Below are 15,770 nucleotides of genomic sequence, written 5' to 3' on the forward strand. Positions count from 1 at the left end.
CTTGTCAGAAACGGTAACAGCCGATTATGAGCAATTGGTTTCAAACTGTGTGTCAGACAAACTATACCCGACCACCCATCCATCCCCCAGTAAGGGCTGTCCCCCCTCCTGGACGTTCACGGTCCAGGTTTGAGAATTGGAACGAAACACAGTATGATGGTCGGGTATTCGAGAGGCTGCGCGCGTTGGAAAGACCGCCGCCCCCCGATCATCACAGGGGAATGTCATGCCGTCGCGCCTTGAAGAGCTGTGCGTTCAAAAGGGGTTGAAGATGACCGACCAGCGCCGCGTGATTTCACGCGTGCTGTCGGACGCCGCCGACCACCCGGATGTGGAGGAGGTGCATCGTCGCGCCGCCGCCATCGACCACCGCATCTCCATCGCCACGGTCTACCGGACGATGCGGCTGTTCGAGGAAGCCCATGTCATCGACCGGCTGGATTTCGGCGACGGGCGGGCGCGTTACGAAGGCACCCGCACCGACCATCACCATCATCTGATCGACGTCAACTCCGGCGAGGTGATCGAATTCACCAGCGAGGAGATGGAGCGGTTGAAGGAAACCGTCGCCCGCGAATTGGGCTATGACTTGATCGGCCACCGTCTGGAGCTGTACGGCGTCCCCCGCAACCGCCGAAGCGAATCAGGCGGCGGGGCGTAACCGCAAAACCGCTTGCCCTGCTCCGCCGCCACGCCTGATAACCAGGGCCATGCAGACCACCGCCGCGCCACGCCCGACCAACCCGCCGTCCGGCATCGACCACGACGCGCCCGGCGTGGCGTTTTTCGATTTCGACGGCACGCTCATTCACGGCGACAGCCTGCCGATGTTCGTCGGCGAGGTGATCGGACAACGGCGCGCCGCTCTGGCGCTGGCCGACGCCATCCGCTCCTGCCTGCACCGCCATGCGCGCGGGCGCGGGCCGGGCGTTGATTTTCCCGGATCGGTCAAGGCGGTCTATCTGAAACGCACCCTGCGCGGCGTGCCGCTGACCGACGCCCTAGCCGCCGCCGAGCGGATGATCCCCCGCATCCGCTGGCACACGCCGCTGGTGGAGATTTTGAAGACCCACCGCCGCCATGGCCGCCGCATCGTCGTCGCCACCGGGGCGCTGGACCTCTACATGCCCGCCCTGCTGCGCGGGTTGGAGGTGGATGATCTGCTGGCCACCGGCATGGAGGTGGAGAACGGCCTGTTGACCGGGCGGCTCAGCACCGGCAATTGCGTGCGGCATGACAAGGCTGACCGGGTGCGCGCCTGGCTTCACCACCACAACCCGGTCGGGGCCACCTGGGGCTACGGCAACCGCCCCAGCGACCTGCCGATGCTGGCGCTGATGCAGCGGGGCGAGGTGGTGACGATTGGCCGAGGCCGACGACGCCACTCGTCTGATTTACAACCATAACCCGTCCCCCTATCATCAAAACCTGATGAGCGGCCTTCGCAAACCAGGGTCGGAAGGAGAGGGATGGTGTTCAGCATCGATGCCGACATCCACGCGCCCGACACTGGCGGACGGCGCGCCCTGGTCGCCGACGACGACGACACCCAGCGCGAGGCGCTGACCCGCCATTTGACCCAACGGGGGTTTCGCGTTTCCCAAGCGCGCGACGGCATGGCCGCGCTGACCATCATCGGGGCCGAAGCGCCGCGAATCGCCCTGCTGCAACGCGGCCCGAACGGCGATGCGGGCGAACGCGCCGCCGCGTTGGCGGCGATGCTCTACCCGCACACCCGGATCATCGTCACCACCAACGCGGACGCGCCCGACGATGACGGGATGGAGGACGGGCCATTCCCCGTCCTACGCCGCCCGGTCAATCTTGACCAGTTGGACCGCTGTCTGGACGCGCTGACCACCTGACCCTTACGCCAAACGCGGCGACTCTTGCCCGACCGCCACATGCCCCAGCTTGTGCGGGTTGGACACCTGATAGAGCCGGAGGATGCGTCCGTCGGCGATCTCCATCCCCCACACCGCGTGGAAGCGCTCGCCGAAGGTGACGAGGAAGCCCGGCCCGCCATTCACCCGCACCGGGGTGAAGCCGTAGCTTTTGGCGCGCTTGCGCTGAACGCCCAGGATGAAGCGGGCGATGCGGTCCGGGCCGCGCAGCGGATTCAGCGCCGTCAGCACTAGGCCGCCGCCGTCGCTCAGCCACAGCGCGTCGTCGGCCAGAAGGGCGACGATGCCCGCGTAATCGCGCCGCTGGCTGGCCTCGGCGAAGGCGGCGGCCAGCTTGCGCCCGGCGGCGGGATCGGCGGTCGGCTCGGCGGAGTCGCTCATCCGGTCACGGGCGCGCCGCATGATCTGGCGGCAGGCCTCCGCTGATTTTCCGACAATGACGGCGATCTCGGCGTAATCGAGATCCATGGCCTCGCGCAGCACAAAGACGGCGCGCTGGTCCGGCCCCAGCCGTTCCAACAGCAGCATCATCGCGATGGGAACCGAATCGGCCTCGTCCGCTTCCGCCTCCCACGCGGTGACTTGCGGTTCGGGCAGCCACAACCCGTAATAACGTTCCCGCACCGCGCGCGCCGCGCGCAGCCGGTCCAGCGCCAGCCGGGTGACGATGGTGGTCAACAGCGCCGGGGCCGACCCGACGGAGGTCGAATCGACGGCGCTCCAACGCAGCCAAGCATCTTGCAACACATCGTCGGCCTCGGCCACCGCCCCCAGCAACCGATAGGCGAGCGCGCGAAGCCGCCCCCGCTCCTCAGCGAAAACCGAGAGCGGGGTTTGACCCAGGGCGTCAACCGGCCCGGTCACGCCGCCGCCGGAACGGCTTCGCGGAACTGGGCGATGCCGACGCGGTTCCAGGCGTTGATCGTCGCCACCGCCATGGTCAGGGCGGCGACCTGTTCGCGGCTGAAATGACGCCCCAACTCCGGGTGCAGATCATCGACGCGGTGGCTTTCGCTGCGGGTCAGGGCTTCCGCCCAGGCCAAGGCGGCGCGCTCGTCCGGGGTGAACAGGCTGGAGTCGGCCCAGTTGGGCAAAGCGGCCAGGCGTTCAGCGCTGTCGCCGTCGCGCAGGGCCTCTTCGCTGTGCTTGCCGATGCAGAAGACGCAGCCGTTGATCTGCGACACCCGCAGATCGATCAGATGCTTCAACCCGGCGGGCAGCGCCGACGCGCCCAGCGCGGCGGTGACGCCGCCCAGCGCCTTGTAGAGAGCGGGGGCGTCGGCGAGGATGGTGAAACGGGTTTCCATGATGGCGTCCGGTCCTTCAAGCGTTGCAATCGCCCTCAAGACGGGACAGACCCCGGAAACGTGACGCATGGCAGGGTTGCGTGAGCGCCGCGTCATCCCTCCAGCAACGCCGCCCCTTCGCGCAGAATGGCGATCTTGGCGGCGAAGCGCCCGGATCGGTCGCTCTCGCCGATCAGGCCGATCATGATGCCCAGCGCGTGAGCCACACGCGGGGCCAACCCCGGTTGGGCCGTCACCTGTTGGGCCAGCGCGGTCAGGTCATCCCGGTAGGGCCGCCCCTCAAACCCATCCGCCGCGATGGCCTCGAATTGGTTGGCGAGGTCGAGAATCGCGCGGCCATCATCCACCGGAAGCGTCGTCATGGATCGTCACACAAACAGCATGGCGCCGCCCTTCGGCGCCTCGTTGAGAAAGGTGACGACGCCGCCCGTCTTCACCGGCACATCGGGGCGCAAGGACACGCCGGACGGCAGGCCCAACGCGCGGATCCCCATTTCACACGCCATCACCGTCGCCCCCAGCGCCACGCAAGCCCCGAGCAGCTCCTCGAAACTGGCCAGCCCGTGGGTGGCGAAATAGCGGTCGCGCGCCACCGGCGTGCTGCCGTCGTCGGCGGGGTCCAGATCGTGCCAGCCCAGCACCCCCGGCTCATTCTCCTGCACCAGGGCGCGCAGGGCGCGGCCCGTGAAAAACAGGGTGACGGGCCGGTTGGTGGCGGCGGCGGCGCTGGCCATCACCAGCGCGTAATGCACGCGGTCGAATCCCCCGGCGAACAGAATGATCGACAGGCCGTCAGCGGCGGCGGATTGAGCGGTGTTCTCGGGCTGGGCGGTGTTTTTGGGCTGGGACATGAGGCGCCTCGCGTCGGACGTTGTCCGTCTCTCAATGGGCGGAAAGATCGTGAATTGTCGGATGATCGCCGCAAAGCGCGCAATCGGGATCCCGTTTCAGCGTGATGCGTTGATAGGACGCATAAAGCGTGTCCATCATCAACAGGCTGCCCGACAGGCTTTCGCCCAACCCCAGCAGCTCTTTCAACACTTCGGCGGCCTGAAGCGACCCGACGGTCCCCGCCAAGGCCCCCAACACCCCCCCTTCCGAACAGGACGGCACCAACCCACGCGGCGGCGGTTCGGGGAACAGGCAGCGGTAACAGGGGTGCGGCGCGCCCAGATGCGCCTTGAAGCTGGTCAATTGCCCGTCAAAGCGCAGGATCGCCGCCGAGACCAGCGTCTTTTTCGCCAGAAAACAGGCGTCGTTCAGCAAAAAGCGCGTGGCGAAATTGTCCGACCCGTCGGCCACAAGATCATAGCCGCCAATGAGATCAAGCGCGTTGTCGCGGGTCAGCCGCACCGGATGGGTTTCCACCCGCACATCGGGGTTGAGCGCCCGGATGCGGGCCGCCGCGCTGTCCACCTTCAACCGGCCAAGCGCGCTTTCGTCGTGAATGACCTGTCGTTGCAGGTTTGACAGATCGACGACGTCATCGTCGATGACGCCAAGGGTTCCCACCCCGGCGGCGGCCAGATACAGCAGCAGGGGCGCGCCCAGACCGCCGGCGCCGACCACCAGAACCTTGGAGCGCAAAAGCCGTTCCTGCCCTATTCCGCCAACTTCCGGCAGGATAATGTGGCGGGAATAGCGGTGAAGTTGGGTGTCGGTGAAGTCCATGCCCGACAGCATAGCGCAAGCGACAGGCCGCGCAACCCGCGCCCGCAGCCGGAACAGTTAAGGAGTCGATCAGGCCGAAGTCGAGGTGCTTGAGGCTTCCGACGCCCATTGCTTCAGGCGAACCTCGCGCTCCCGCAGGGTCTTGGAAATGGCGCTTTCTTCCGTGGTTCCCGACGCCTGCACCGTGGTGTCGCGCGGCACGAAATTGAACTGGAACGGCGTCGGCGACTTCAAACTCGACGGCGGAATGATGACGAGCTGATACTCGCCGGGGTCGATCTTGTAGGTCGGCTTCTTGAAAAAATCCACTTGGGCGTCGGGGTTCGAGGTGTCGCTGGACGCCACCACGTTGCCTTCCTTGCCCATCATCGCCCAGCGCGAGTTCGGCAGGGTGAAATTGGCGGTGAAGCTGCCGCCCTGCACCACATTGATCGTGTGCTTTTGAATGCCGGTGTCGCCGTTGCCCGGCGGTTGCGCCGTTCCGCTCATCACCGCGCCGCCAGCCGTCATCAGAACATTCTGTTTCTCGCTGACGTCCAGCGAATAGTCGCGCGGACCGGCGCTGCGGTTCGCCTGGGAAATCATCGCCGTGTAGGTGCCCGGCCCCAACCGCGCGCTGACGTCGGCGGCGTCCTGCTGCGATTTCAGATTGGCGACCACCTTGTTGGTGTTCGTGTCGACGATGTCGACGTTGGTGAAGCTGTTGTTGATCTTGAAATTGAATTCGCCGGGCTTGCTGACCGTGAAGGTCCGATAATCGGCGGAACTGCCGTTCGGGGCCAACTTCGTGGTCGTCCCCTTCAACTGCGAGAAGGCCGTCTGGGACAGGTTCGGTATGGACACGCTCATGGCGATCTCTCCCGATCAGCGAGCGACCGCATCCAACCCTCGACACGGTCGACGCGGCGAACGATGATTCAATTTACTAAAATGCGATCTATTTGTCAAACCAAGCGGCCCCGAAAGGCTCTGGCGCAATCATAGGGTATTTTGGGAAACGGCACAACGCCGCCAAAAGGTTGCCGCTCCGCCCGATGCGCAACCGCCCAAAGGGCGGAACGGCGGACGGAGCGGCGGGCGGCTTATTCCAGCCCTTCAAACAGGGCGGTGGACAGGTAACGTTCGGCGAAGGACGGCAGGATGACGACGATCAGCTTGCCTTCATTCTCCGGGCGGGCGCCCAGCTCCAGGGCGGCGGCCAACGCCGCGCCCGAGGAAATGCCGACCGGAACGCCTTCCAGACGGGCGACCTTGCGGGCGGTCTCGAAAGCGCGCTGGTTGGAAATGCGGACGACCTCGTCGATCAAATCCTTCTTCAGGATGTCCGGCACGAAACCGGCGCCGATGCCCTGGATCTTGTGCGGGCCGGGCATGCCGCCCGACAGAACCGGGCTGTCCTCCGGCTCCACCGCGACGACTCGGAAGCCGGGTTTGCGTTCTTTCAGAACCTCGCCGACGCCGGTCAAGGTGCCGCCGGTGCCGACGCCGGAAACCAGAATGTCGGCGGCGCCAGCGGTGTCAGCCCAGATTTCTTCCGCCGTGGTGGCGCGGTGAACCGCCGGGTTGGCGGTGTTCTTGAATTGCTGGAGCAGGTAGGCGTTCGGGTCGGCGGCGAGGATTTCCTCCGCCTTGCGGATCGCGCCCTTCATGCCCTCCGACGCCGGGGTCAGCACCAGCTCCGCGCCCAGCAGCTTGAGCATCTTGCGCCGTTCGACCGACATGCTTTCCGGCATGGTCAGGATCAGCTTGTAGCCCTTGGCGGCGGCGACGAAGGCCAGCGCGATGCCGGTGTTGCCCGAGGTCGGCTCGACCAGGGTGGTGCGGCCCGGCTGGATCACGCCAGCGGCTTCCGCCGCTTCGATCATGGCGTTGCCGATGCGGTCCTTGACGCTGGCCAGCGGGTTGAAGAATTCCAGCTTGCCGACGATCTGCGCCTTGACGCCCGCATCAGCGGCCAGACGTTGCAACCGCACCAACGGCGTCGCGCCGATGGTGTCGAGAACGCTGTCGTAAATCTTGCCGCGAAATTCGGGAGCAGCCATGATTTCACCTCTGTGATTTGTCGTATAAGCCGGTTCAACACGCCTGAACCGAATTTAAGCAGTCCGCCAGAGCGAATCAAATCGTAAAGTCGATGCGGTCTTCCGTTTCGCTCTCCACCCCAGCGGCCCGCGCGCGCATGCACAGGTCCTCGATGGTGATGGTGTCGAGCTGCTTCATCGTCTCTTCCTGAAGCTCCCCCCACAACGGGCGGACCACCTTATGGCCCAGGATCGAGCCTGCCGGCTCTTCGATCGGGTCGGTGGCGGTTTCCATGGAACGGACGACCTTGACGATCTCGCCCAGCGTGATCCGCCGCCGCTCGCGCGCCAAACGATACCCGCCGCGCGGTCCACGCACCCCGGCCAGCACGCCGTCACGGACAAGTTGCTGAAGCACCTGTTCCAAATAGCGTTTTGGGATTCCTTGGCGGCGTGTGATTTCCCCGGACTGCACCGGCTCGGTGCCCGCGTTGTAGGCGATGTCGAGAACCGCCTCGATGGCGAACATCAGCTTTTTGGAGATGCGGAGCATCACGACCACTCCTGAAAGATCCTAATGGGCGGATCCAGGCGCCGACGGCCCGGACTCGAAATCCGGCGTTTGGGGAGTATGCCGCAGCCTCTCCCCGTCCGGTCTGTTGGTTTGTCGCTTTTTACATCGGAAGGCCGGTAATTCACAAGCCGATTTGTCGCAGTCCCTTTGGAAATTCACAGCGCAATCACGCACAGCCCATTCGCGCTGTCAGCGTCGCTGAACTGTGAAACCAACCCCGCCCTGTCACGCAACCGCTTCGCGATGGAGCGGCGCCGATCAACCGCCTATCATGACGCGTCGCCGACCACCGGGATTGCCGCCATGCGCCGCCACCTGACCATCACGCCCGAAATTGCCGACGCGTTGGCCGAACGCCGCCCAGTGGTGGCCCTGGAATCAACCGTGATTTCCCATGGCATGCCCTATCCCAAAAACCTCGCCACCGCCCGCGCCCTGGAGGCGGAGGTGCGCGACTCGGGCGCGGTTCCCGCCACCATCGCGGTGATGGACGGGCGAATCCGCGTCGGGCTGGACGACGACGCGCTGGAACGGCTGGCGTCGGGCGGTTCGGCGGCGCGCAAGCTCAGCCGCCGGGATTTGCCCATCGCGTTGGCCACGGGCGCGTTGGGGGCCACCACGGTGGCGGCGACCATGATCGCGGCGCGGCTGGCCGGAATCGCCGTCTTCGCCACCGGCGGCGTCGGCGGCGTCCATCGTGGGGCCGAACGCAGCTTCGACATTTCCGCCGATCTCGACGAGTTGGCCCGCACGTCGGTCTGCGTGGTCTGCGCCGGGGCCAAATCCATTCTGGACCTGCCCAAGACGTTGGAGGTTCTGGAAACGCGCGGCGTGCCGGTTCTGGGTTATGAAACCGACGAATTCCCCGCCTTTTACAGCCGCCGCAGCGGTCTGCCCGTCGACCAACGCTGCGACAGCCCCGCCGAGGTCGCCGCCATTCTGCGCGCCAAATGGGATCTGGGGCTGGAGGGCGGCGTCCTGCTCGTCAACCCGATTCCCCAATCCGACGAACTCGACGCCGCCATGATGGAGCGGGCCATCGCCCAGGCGCTGGCCGACGCCGACGCGCAAGGCGTCACCGGCAAGGCCATCACCCCGCATCTGCTGGCGGCGCTGGACCGAATCACCCAGGGGCGCAGTCTGACCGCGAACATAGCCCTGATCCGCCACAACGCACGGGTGGCCGCCGCCGTCGCCATCGCGCTGTCCGCCAGAGAATCCGGTGACTCCCGCATGCCGCCTTAACAATCCGTTAACTGGCTTGGCATGAGTGTGGAATCATTCGACAGCGGAGGTTTGTTCATGCGCGGACCCAACAGCTCGGTTTTGGAGTCTCAGGCGGTTGCCGTGACCGACCAGACCGACGGCGCGGCGGCCTCAGCCGACGCGCAACCGGCGGCGCGGGTGGCCCGCATCCTGTGGGCGTCGCAAGCCGCCGCCCTGCGCGCGTCGCTGTCCTCGCGGGCGATTCACGACATTGAAAACGCCGTGACCTGCGACCTCGACAGCCTGGAGCTGCCGGAAGTCTATTTCACCTCGGTCGAGGTCGGCGGACGGGTGGTCACATGCGATCTCGACGCGTCGGGCACCGCCTCGATCTTCGGCCTGATTGACGCCAGCGAGTATGACGAGTTGGTCGAAGCGGCGGGCGACGAGGCTCTGTTGGGCGTCGATTGGGACGGCGTCTACGTCACTGCGGCGCGCACCCGGCATTGATGACAAACCGCGCCGCGACGCCGCGTTTTGATGGATAGGCTGTGAGTGGACGGCTGGCGAATGCCGTCCACTCACAGCGGTTCCCTTATTGAAGATTGCGCTGCATCTCTTCAAAATTCCGCGAGAAGCCGTTCAGCGGAAAATCAATGTCGCGCTTCCCCGCCCGCAAGAAATTGACGCGGACCAAAATCGACGAGCCATTGCGGAACTGATCGACGACCCGGCCCGACATGAAATTCGGGAACATGCACATGTTCAGCGTCGCGATGTGGGATTCAATGCGCGGTTGACGATCCACACGGATCGCGCAGGAATCGACCAATCCCTGGCTGGTCGTTAGAAACAGGTGAAAATCATTGCCGGTCGGAATGACGCTGAGCGCAATGAAACCCACATCTTTGCCGTCGTCAAACAGCCGGTAGATCATCAGGCGACAGACCTTGCTGTCGGTCATCCGGTCCACATCGCACTGATTCGTCCAAGTTCCTTCCGGCCCAAGCTCGGCGCCCGCCTTGGAGAAATCCACCGCGTTCGCGGGCTGGAGAAGGATCGCGGACATCATCGCCGCCACAAAACCGCCCAGAAGACCTCTCCAGCGCATCGCTCCGACCCCTTGCCGTCATTCCGGTTTCCGTGATGCCGCATGATAACCGTGGAACACCGGGGCGCAAGGCGTGTCTTGCCGCACGCCAAAGGTTAGCCGATCCGACCTTCCTCGTAATCGCGGAACGCCTGCATGACCTCTTCGCGCGTGTTCATCACGAACGGCCCGCCCCAGGCGATGGGTTCGCCCAGCGGACGCCCGGCCAGCAGCAGGAATCGCGCGCCCTGCGCGCCCGCCGTCGCCGCGATTCGCTCGCCCGCGCCCAGCACGATCACGCGCGGGCCGGTCAACGCCTCGCCATCATCGCCAACGCGCAAGCCCCCCTCGAACAGGACCAGACAGGCGGTGTGGCCGCTGGGAACGGGTTCCTCAAAGCTCTGTCCGGCGGGCAGGGTCACGTCGAAATAGCGGGCGTCGGTCGCCTCGGCCCGCACCGGCCCCGCCGTGCCGCGCGCGCTGTCTCCGGCGATCACCACGATTGTGACGCCGCCGTCACGCGACTCCACCGGGATTTGCGGAGCGGGAAACTCCTGGTAACGCGGCTCGCTCATCTTCAGCCGGGCTGGCAGATTGATCCACAATTGGAAGCCCTTCATCAGACCTTCGGTCTGTTCGGGCATTTCCGAATGGATCAGGCCGCGCCCGGCGGTCATCCATTGCACCCCGCCGGTTTCGATCACCCCCTCATGCCCCCGGCTGTCGGCGTGGCGCATCCGCCCGGCCAGCATGTAGGTGACGGTTTCAAAGCCGCGATGGGGATGGTCGGGGAATCCGGCCAGATAATCGGTCGGCTCGTCCGACCCGAACAGGTCGAGCATCAGAAAGGGATCGAGCGTGCGCAGGCGGGGCGTTCCCAGCATGCGCGTCATGTTCACCCCGGCCCCGTCGGAGGTGGGCATCCCCTCGACCGAGGCGATCACGGGGCGGATGGCGGGGACGGCGGCGGTCATGACGATCTCCTCAAAGCAAGCATCCGCCGAGAGGTAGCCGTTCGCGGCCCGTTCGGGAAGGGGGCCGCGTGGGGAAGAGTGTTGCGGCGAACGGGACAATGCGCGGCGCGGGGCCGCGCACGCCATCCTTACGTGGTTCCCTATCCTTACTTGGTGCCGAACATCCGGTCGCCCGCGTCGCCCAGACCGGGGACGATGTAGGCGTCCTCGTTCAGATGGCTGTCGAGCGCGGCGGTGAAGACCTTCACGTCCGGGTGCGTCTCGTGGAACCGGCGGACGCCCTCGGGCGCGGCGACCAGGGCCATGAAACGGATGTCGCCGTCCTCGACGCCGTGACGGTTCAGCACGTCGCAGGCGTGGGCGGCGGAATTGCCGGTCGCCAGCATCGGATCGACGACGATGAACAGACGCCCTTCGGCGGGCGGCAGCTTCACCAGATACTCGTGCGGCTGCTTGGTCTCATGGTCGCGGTAAAGGCCGATGTGGCCTTCGCGCGCCGACGGCACCAGTTCCAGCAGGCCCGCCGACATGCCAAGCCCGGCGCGCAGCACCGGCACCACCGCCAGCTTCTTGCCCAGGATCACCGGGGCGTCCATCGCCTGCAACGGCGTCTCGATCCGCTCCGTGGTCAGCGGCAAATCGCGGGTCAGCTCATAGCCCATCAGCAGCGAGATTTCGCGCAGCAGGGTGCGGAATCCGCCGGTCGAGCGCTGCTTGTCGCGCATCAGCGTCAGCTTGTGCTGAATCAGCGGGTGGTCGAGGATGAACAGGTTGGGGAAATTGGGTTCGATGCGCATGGGTCGGGTTCGCCGCTGGCTGGGATTGGCCGCGATCCTACTCCGCCCGCCCCCGTTCGGCCAAGATGCGGATGCGCCGGAGGCTCAGGCGCGCGGACGGGCCGGTTTCGTCGGCGCGGGGGCGGGACGGTCCACGCCATGACGGATCACCCGGTTGCGCCCGGCGTTCTTCGCCTGATAGAGCGCCCGGTCGGCGCGGATCAGCAGATCGTCGATGCTGGCGTCGTCATCGACCTCCACCAGCCCGAAAGACGCGGTGACGGGAATTTCCCGGCCATCGGCCAGCAGCACCGGCGACTCCATCAAATCCAGCCGCAGCCGGTCGATGACGGCGTAGCCCTCCTCCATCTCGGTTTCCTTCAGGCAGACGAGGAACTCCTCGCCCCCCATGCGGAAGGCTTCGTCAAAGCTGCGGACGCCCCGGCTGATGACGGCGGCGGTCGCGGCCAGCACGCGGTCGCCGATGTCGTGGCCATAGGTGTCGTTGATGGTTTTGAACTTGTCGATGTCGGCCAGCGCCAGACAAAAGGGCTGGCCGGTGCGGTGGAAGCGGTTGTGCTCGCGCTCCAGCGCCTCCATCATCCCGCGCCGGGTGCGCAGGCCGGTCAGCGGATCCAGGCCGGACGCGGCGGCGCCAAAGGCGCGCTCCATCCGGCGCAGATGCAGGACGAACTCCTCGAACCGACCGATGACCGCCTCATACTCCGCCTCGCTGGGGCTGTCGCCGGCCGACGCCTTCAGCAGCGCCAGCTTGGCTTGACGGTGCATCTGCTCGTGCAGGGTGGCGAGCTTCAGCACGGCGGGTTGATGCACCAGATCGTCGCGGTTGGCCGCCACGCACCAGGCGGCGAAGGCGGCGGGAGCCGAAGGCCGCTCGCCGCCTGCGCCGTCGCGGAAAAAGGCCGCGCGGTGCCATTGGCCAATCCAGCGCAGATGCTCGTCCAGCACCACGCCCAACAGTTCGGTCGCCGACAGGGAGGAAGTCGCGTCGCTCATCGCGTCATCCTACCCGAGGGCGCGGCGCAACGCCATGCGGCGATCACCGCGCTTCCGTCTCCGGCAACGCCACGAACAGCAAGACGACGCCTATCATGGTGAGGAAAAGATGGGCGCTGCGTTGGCCGTTCCAAATCTGGGATTGCCACATGGCGAACCACTCGCCCCCCATCGTGACGAAGCCGACGGCGTAGAGCAGAAACCCGGCGGTCAGCCCCAGCAAAGCCACCCCCTTCGCCGCGTCATACGCGCCGACCGACGCGGCGCGCGCCCGCCACAGACGCCACGCCCCGCCCCAGCACAGCGCCGCCGTCAGAATCTGCCAACCGATGATGAGCCAATAAGCGGCGTGGTGCAGCGCGGGCGCGGTGATCGCCCGCCCCATCAACGCCGGGCTTTGGAACGTGGTGTCCATCGACAGGACATGCTGCACAAAGGCGAAATTGCTGCCGTAATCGGCAATGTTGCCCCACGCCACCAGCGTGAAGAACAGCGCGACCCCGGCCACCAGCGACAGGCGCGACAGCCGGAGCGCGCTCATCTCACAGCCCGCCGAGGCTGGACAGGAAGGCGCGGATCAGGGCCGCGTCCTTGTGGCCCGGACGGTCTTCCACCCCCGACGAGACGTCCACCTCGGTCGCACCGGTGACGCGCACGGCTTCGGCCACATTCTCCGGCGTCAGCCCGCCCGACAGCATCCAGGGCTTCGACCAGCGGCGGCCCGCCAACAGGGTCCAATCAAAGGCGACGCCGTTGCCGCCGGGCAGCGCGCCGGTCTTGCTCGGCGGCTTGGCGTCGAACAGCAGGCGGTCGGCTGCTTCGGCGAGTTCGGCGGCGGCGGTCAGATCGTCCGGCCCGCCGATCTTGACCGCCTTCATCACCGGCATCCGGTAGCGCGCCTTGATCGCGACGATCCGGCGCGGGTTTTCCGAGCCGTGCAACTGGATGACGTCGAGCGGAACCTGACCGATCACATGCTCCAGAAAGGCGTCGTCGGGATCGACGAACAGCCCGACCGAGCGAACGCCGGTGGGAACCAGCCGCGCCAACTCCCCCGCCATCGCCGGGGCGACCGCGCGCGGGCTGGGCGGGTAGAAGACGAAGCCGACGTAACGCGCCCCGCCGGTGACGGCGGCGCGCAGGGTGTCCGGCTCGCTCAGGCCGCAGATTTTGACGGCGACGCTCATGCCGCGCCGCCAATCCCAGCGCCGCCAATGTCAGCGTCCGCGATCTCCGCCGCGATGCGGCGGGCGGCGGCGGCGGGATCGTCGCTGGCGGTGATCGGGCGGCCGATGACCAGATGATCGGCCCCGGCGGCCAGCGCCTGGGCGGGGGTGGTGAAGCGCTTTTGATCGTTGGCCGCCGCCCAAACCGGACGGATGCCCGGCACCATCAGAATGAAATCCGGCCCGCAGGCGGCGCGCAGGGCCACCACCTCGGCGGGGGAGCAGACGACGCCGTCCACGCCCGACTCCTTGGCCAGCCGGGCCAGCCGCGTCACTTGATCCGCCACCGGAACCGCTTGCCCGACCTTGGCCAGATCGCCGTCGTCCAGGCTGGTCAGCACGGTGACGGCGAGAATCTTCGGACGCTTCGCCCCGGCGCTGGCCGCCGCCTCCGCCGCCGCGCGCATCATCGCCGGGCCGCCGGAGCTGTGGATGGTCATGAAGGCGGGCGCCAACGGCAGCGCCGCGCGCACCCCGGCCCCAACCGTGTTGGGAATGTCGTGCAGCTTCAGATCCAGGAACAGCGGCGGGCCGTCTTCCCCCACCACCGCGCGGATGCCCGCCGGACCTTGGGCCGAAAAGAACTCCAACCCCAGCTTGATCCCGCCGACCGCCCCGTTCACCTGCGCGGCCAACCGGCGGGCGGCGTCAATCTCGGTGGTGTCGATGGAGCAGAAAATGCGCGAAACGGCGGACATCATGGGGCTGCGGTCTCCAAAACCCGAAACATCAAAAACGCTGGCACCCTAGCAAGGGCGACCCGAGAGCGCCAGAGCGGCGCGGAGAGTGCCGGGGGCGAGATTTTTTTGACACCGATGAACACAGATGAACACCGATAAAATATGATGCGCGCATCATTGCCGCAGACATCACAGGACACACTTCATTTATTATTAATAAAATTTTTACGAACCCAAAACGACACAGAACTCATAATAAAATAGAAATCATTTTTATCACCATTCATCAAGATAAAGAACTCATCGCCCTTCATCTGTGTTTATCTGTGTTCATCGGTGTCAAAAAATTCTCCCTCTCCCTCACCGGATCGAATCGTTGTGCAGCACCATCTCCACCGCCAACTGCGCGGCGCAGAGGTCTTCCAGCGCGGTTCCGACCGATTTGAACAGGGTGATCTGGTCGTAAAAGCGCCGCCCGGCCCGTTCGCCGCGCGTCAGGTCGAACAGGTCGCCCGCGATGTCGTCCGCCGTCAGCACGCCGTCGCGCAGGGGTTGGACGATGTCGCCCGCCTCCTGGCACGTCCCCTCGCGGGTGTCCACGAAGACGCGGGCGCGGCGGACGCACTCATCGTCGGCCTCGCGCATGTCCGGGGTCAAGCCGCCGATCAGGTCAAGATGCTGGCCGGGTTGCAGCCAGTCGCCTTTAATCAGCGGCTCGTTCGCCAACGTCGCGCAGGTGATGATGTGGGCGCCGCGCACGGCCCCCTCCAGATCGTCGGTCGCCTCGATCTTGAATTTCGGTCGGTGGAAACGCGAGACGACCCGCTTGGCCTTGTCCAGATTGCGGCCCCAGACCAGCACCTGCTTGATCCGGCGCACCGCCGTGTAGGCTTCGACCAGTTCCGGGGCCAACGCCCCCGTGCCGACCACCAACAAACGTTCGGCGTCGGGTTGCGCCAGATAGGACGCCGCCAACGCCGAGGCCGCCGCCGTGCGCCGCTTGGTCAGGGACGCGCCGTCGATCAAGGCCTGCGGCGTCCCGGTCTTGCCGTCCATCAGCAGATAGACGCCCTGCACGGCGGGCAAATCCTGCGCGCCATTGTCGGGGAACACGGTGACGATTTTGACGCCGATGGACTGGTTGACCTGCCACGCGGGCGTCAGCAGCAGCGTGGCGTCGTTTTGGCCGTAGGTTTCCACCCGATGCTGGCAGCGCGGCGGCGCGCTCACCCCCGCCCGGAAGGTCTGCCGCATCCGTTCGATCAGCATCGGGTAATGCAGAACGGATTTCAGTTCGGCGCCGGGGATGGTGCGCATCGGCGGG

General features: G+C 66.1%; 21 protein-coding genes. 5 read left to right on the forward strand and 16 right to left on the reverse strand.

What is annotated here, in order from left to right; genetic code table 11:
- Positions 1–226: 226 nt before the first annotated feature.
- The 3 genes from ACODS4_RS00955 to ACODS4_RS00965 all read left to right on the forward strand — a co-directional run bounded on the left by ACODS4_RS00955 (position 227) and on the right by ACODS4_RS00965 (position 1,865).
- Positions 227–661, forward strand: a complete 435-nt coding sequence (locus ACODS4_RS00955; RefSeq protein ID WP_488859819.1) for a Fur family transcriptional regulator — start codon at positions 227–229, stop codon at positions 659–661.
- 49 nt (positions 662–710) lie between these two features.
- Entirely contained in the window at positions 711–1,406 is a 696-nt protein-coding gene (locus tag ACODS4_RS00960; RefSeq protein WP_488859821.1) for an HAD family hydrolase, read from the forward strand.
- Positions 1,407–1,469: 63 nt separating this feature from the next.
- On the forward strand, positions 1,470–1,865 hold the full coding sequence (locus tag ACODS4_RS00965) for a response regulator (RefSeq protein ID WP_488859822.1): 396 nt from the start codon (positions 1,470–1,472) through the stop codon (positions 1,863–1,865).
- A 3-nt stretch (positions 1,866–1,868) separates the two neighbouring features.
- Here the strand turns inward: ACODS4_RS00965 and sigJ are convergent, their stop codons facing one another.
- The 8 genes from sigJ to ACODS4_RS01005 form a co-directional block, all read right to left on the reverse strand.
- Entirely contained in the window at positions 1,869–2,768 is a 900-nt protein-coding gene (sigJ, locus tag ACODS4_RS00970; RefSeq protein WP_488859824.1) for an RNA polymerase sigma factor SigJ, read from the reverse strand.
- Positions 2,765–3,211: a carboxymuconolactone decarboxylase family protein gene (locus tag ACODS4_RS00975; protein ID WP_488859826.1), complete on the reverse strand. Its 447-nt coding sequence runs from the start codon at positions 3,209–3,211 to the stop codon at positions 2,765–2,767. The genes sigJ and ACODS4_RS00975 overlap by 4 nt, the downstream gene beginning before the upstream one ends.
- 92 nt (positions 3,212–3,303) lie before the next feature.
- Entirely contained in the window at positions 3,304–3,573 is a 270-nt protein-coding gene (locus ACODS4_RS00980) for a hypothetical protein (protein WP_488859828.1), read from the reverse strand.
- Between the two features lie 6 nt (positions 3,574–3,579).
- Positions 3,580–4,062 carry a hypothetical protein gene (locus tag ACODS4_RS00985; protein ID WP_488859830.1) on the reverse strand — a complete coding sequence of 161 codons (483 nt, stop codon included), beginning with the start codon at positions 4,060–4,062 and terminating at the stop codon, positions 3,580–3,582.
- 31 nt (positions 4,063–4,093) lie between these two features.
- A complete protein-coding gene (locus ACODS4_RS00990) occupies positions 4,094–4,882 on the reverse strand; it encodes a HesA/MoeB/ThiF family protein (protein ID WP_488859832.1) in 789 nt (262 codons plus the stop codon).
- A gap of 69 nt (positions 4,883–4,951) precedes the next feature.
- Positions 4,952–5,731, reverse strand: coding sequence for a hypothetical protein (locus ACODS4_RS00995; protein ID WP_488859834.1), 780 nt, complete (start codon positions 5,729–5,731; stop codon positions 4,952–4,954).
- Between the two features lie 233 nt (positions 5,732–5,964).
- On the reverse strand, positions 5,965–6,924 hold the full coding sequence (gene cysK, locus ACODS4_RS01000; protein WP_488859836.1) for a cysteine synthase A: 960 nt from the start codon (positions 6,922–6,924) through the stop codon (positions 5,965–5,967).
- A 76-nt stretch (positions 6,925–7,000) separates the two neighbouring features.
- A complete protein-coding gene (locus tag ACODS4_RS01005; RefSeq protein ID WP_085557233.1) occupies positions 7,001–7,456 on the reverse strand; it encodes an RrF2 family transcriptional regulator in 456 nt (151 codons plus the stop codon).
- A 324-nt stretch (positions 7,457–7,780) separates the two neighbouring features.
- On the opposite strand from ACODS4_RS01005, the gene ACODS4_RS01010 reads away from it, so the two are divergent.
- Together ACODS4_RS01010 and ACODS4_RS01015 are read left to right on the forward strand one after the other, a co-directional pair.
- The gene (locus tag ACODS4_RS01010; RefSeq protein WP_488859838.1) at positions 7,781–8,722 is read left to right on the forward strand and encodes a pseudouridine-5'-phosphate glycosidase; all 942 of its coding nucleotides are present in this window, start codon (positions 7,781–7,783) and stop codon (positions 8,720–8,722) included.
- 102 nt (positions 8,723–8,824) lie between these two features.
- Positions 8,825–9,193, forward strand: coding sequence for a hypothetical protein (locus tag ACODS4_RS01015; RefSeq protein ID WP_488859840.1), 369 nt, complete (start codon positions 8,825–8,827; stop codon positions 9,191–9,193).
- 85 nt (positions 9,194–9,278) lie between these two features.
- On the opposite strand, the gene ACODS4_RS01020 is transcribed toward ACODS4_RS01015, so the two are convergent.
- The 8 genes from ACODS4_RS01020 to lhpI all read right to left on the reverse strand — a co-directional run bounded on the left by ACODS4_RS01020 (position 9,279) and on the right by lhpI (position 15,763).
- Complete coding sequence (locus ACODS4_RS01020; protein ID WP_488859842.1) at positions 9,279–9,794, reverse strand: invasion associated locus B family protein; 516 nt, start codon at positions 9,792–9,794, stop codon at positions 9,279–9,281.
- Between the two features lie 95 nt (positions 9,795–9,889).
- Positions 9,890–10,747: a pirin family protein gene (locus ACODS4_RS01025; protein ID WP_488859844.1), complete on the reverse strand. Its 858-nt coding sequence runs from the start codon at positions 10,745–10,747 to the stop codon at positions 9,890–9,892.
- Positions 10,748–10,893: 146 nt separating this feature from the next.
- Positions 10,894–11,544, reverse strand: coding sequence for a uracil phosphoribosyltransferase (gene upp / locus ACODS4_RS01030; protein WP_488859846.1), 651 nt, complete (start codon positions 11,542–11,544; stop codon positions 10,894–10,896).
- An 84-nt stretch (positions 11,545–11,628) separates the two neighbouring features.
- Complete coding sequence (locus ACODS4_RS01035) at positions 11,629–12,540, reverse strand: diguanylate cyclase (protein ID WP_488859848.1); 912 nt, start codon at positions 12,538–12,540, stop codon at positions 11,629–11,631.
- 43 nt (positions 12,541–12,583) lie between these two features.
- Positions 12,584–13,081: a DUF2165 family protein gene (locus ACODS4_RS01040; RefSeq protein ID WP_488859850.1), complete on the reverse strand. Its 498-nt coding sequence runs from the start codon at positions 13,079–13,081 to the stop codon at positions 12,584–12,586.
- 1 nt (position 13,082) lies between these two features.
- Positions 13,083–13,727, reverse strand: a complete 645-nt coding sequence (locus ACODS4_RS01045) for a phosphoribosylanthranilate isomerase (RefSeq protein ID WP_488859851.1) — start codon at positions 13,725–13,727, stop codon at positions 13,083–13,085.
- Positions 13,724–14,467 carry an orotidine-5'-phosphate decarboxylase gene (gene pyrF, locus ACODS4_RS01050; RefSeq protein ID WP_488859853.1) on the reverse strand — a complete coding sequence of 248 codons (744 nt, stop codon included), beginning with the start codon at positions 14,465–14,467 and terminating at the stop codon, positions 13,724–13,726. Before pyrF ends, ACODS4_RS01045 begins: the two co-directional genes overlap by 4 nt.
- 339 nt (positions 14,468–14,806) lie before the next feature.
- Positions 14,807–15,763: a bifunctional Delta(1)-pyrroline-2-carboxylate/Delta(1)-piperideine-2-carboxylate reductase gene (gene lhpI / locus ACODS4_RS01055; protein WP_488859855.1), complete on the reverse strand. Its 957-nt coding sequence runs from the start codon at positions 15,761–15,763 to the stop codon at positions 14,807–14,809.
- Between the last annotated feature and the right edge of the window lie 7 nt (positions 15,764–15,770).

This window comes from Azospirillum sp. FG154, from assembly GCF_057809575.1.

Bases quoted from the DNA above. Each gene is read 5' to 3' on its own strand.
- ACODS4_RS00955 (WP_488859819.1), top strand. From the start codon at position 227: ATGCCGTCGCGCCTTGAAGAGCTGTGCGTTCAAAAGGGGTTGAAGATG.
- ACODS4_RS00960 (WP_488859821.1), top strand. From the start codon at position 711: ATGCAGACCACCGCCGCGCCACGCCCGACCAACCCGCCGTCCGGCATC.
- ACODS4_RS00965 (WP_488859822.1), top strand. From the start codon at position 1,470: ATGGTGTTCAGCATCGATGCCGACATCCACGCGCCCGACACTGGCGGA.
- ACODS4_RS00975 (WP_488859826.1), bottom strand. From the start codon at position 3,211: ATGGAAACCCGTTTCACCATCCTCGCCGACGCCCCCGCTCTCTACAAG.
- ACODS4_RS00980 (WP_488859828.1), bottom strand. From the start codon at position 3,573: ATGACGACGCTTCCGGTGGATGATGGCCGCGCGATTCTCGACCTCGCC.
- ACODS4_RS00985 (WP_488859830.1), bottom strand. From the start codon at position 4,062: ATGTCCCAGCCCAAAAACACCGCCCAGCCCGAGAACACCGCTCAATCC.
- ACODS4_RS00990 (WP_488859832.1), bottom strand. From the start codon at position 4,882: ATGGACTTCACCGACACCCAACTTCACCGCTATTCCCGCCACATTATC.
- ACODS4_RS00995 (WP_488859834.1), bottom strand. From the start codon at position 5,731: ATGAGCGTGTCCATACCGAACCTGTCCCAGACGGCCTTCTCGCAGTTG.
- cysK (WP_488859836.1), bottom strand. From the start codon at position 6,924: ATGGCTGCTCCCGAATTTCGCGGCAAGATTTACGACAGCGTTCTCGAC.
- ACODS4_RS01005 (WP_085557233.1), bottom strand. From the start codon at position 7,456: ATGCTCCGCATCTCCAAAAAGCTGATGTTCGCCATCGAGGCGGTTCTC.
- ACODS4_RS01010 (WP_488859838.1), top strand. From the start codon at position 7,781: ATGCGCCGCCACCTGACCATCACGCCCGAAATTGCCGACGCGTTGGCC.
- ACODS4_RS01020 (WP_488859842.1), bottom strand. From the start codon at position 9,794: ATGCGCTGGAGAGGTCTTCTGGGCGGTTTTGTGGCGGCGATGATGTCC.
- ACODS4_RS01025 (WP_488859844.1), bottom strand. From the start codon at position 10,747: ATGACCGCCGCCGTCCCCGCCATCCGCCCCGTGATCGCCTCGGTCGAG.
- upp (WP_488859846.1), bottom strand. From the start codon at position 11,544: ATGCGCATCGAACCCAATTTCCCCAACCTGTTCATCCTCGACCACCCG.
- ACODS4_RS01035 (WP_488859848.1), bottom strand. From the start codon at position 12,540: ATGAGCGACGCGACTTCCTCCCTGTCGGCGACCGAACTGTTGGGCGTG.
- ACODS4_RS01040 (WP_488859850.1), bottom strand. From the start codon at position 13,081: ATGAGCGCGCTCCGGCTGTCGCGCCTGTCGCTGGTGGCCGGGGTCGCG.
- ACODS4_RS01045 (WP_488859851.1), bottom strand. From the start codon at position 13,727: ATGAGCGTCGCCGTCAAAATCTGCGGCCTGAGCGAGCCGGACACCCTG.
- pyrF (WP_488859853.1), bottom strand. From the start codon at position 14,467: ATGATGTCCGCCGTTTCGCGCATTTTCTGCTCCATCGACACCACCGAG.
- lhpI (WP_488859855.1), bottom strand. From the start codon at position 15,763: ATGCGCACCATCCCCGGCGCCGAACTGAAATCCGTTCTGCATTACCCG.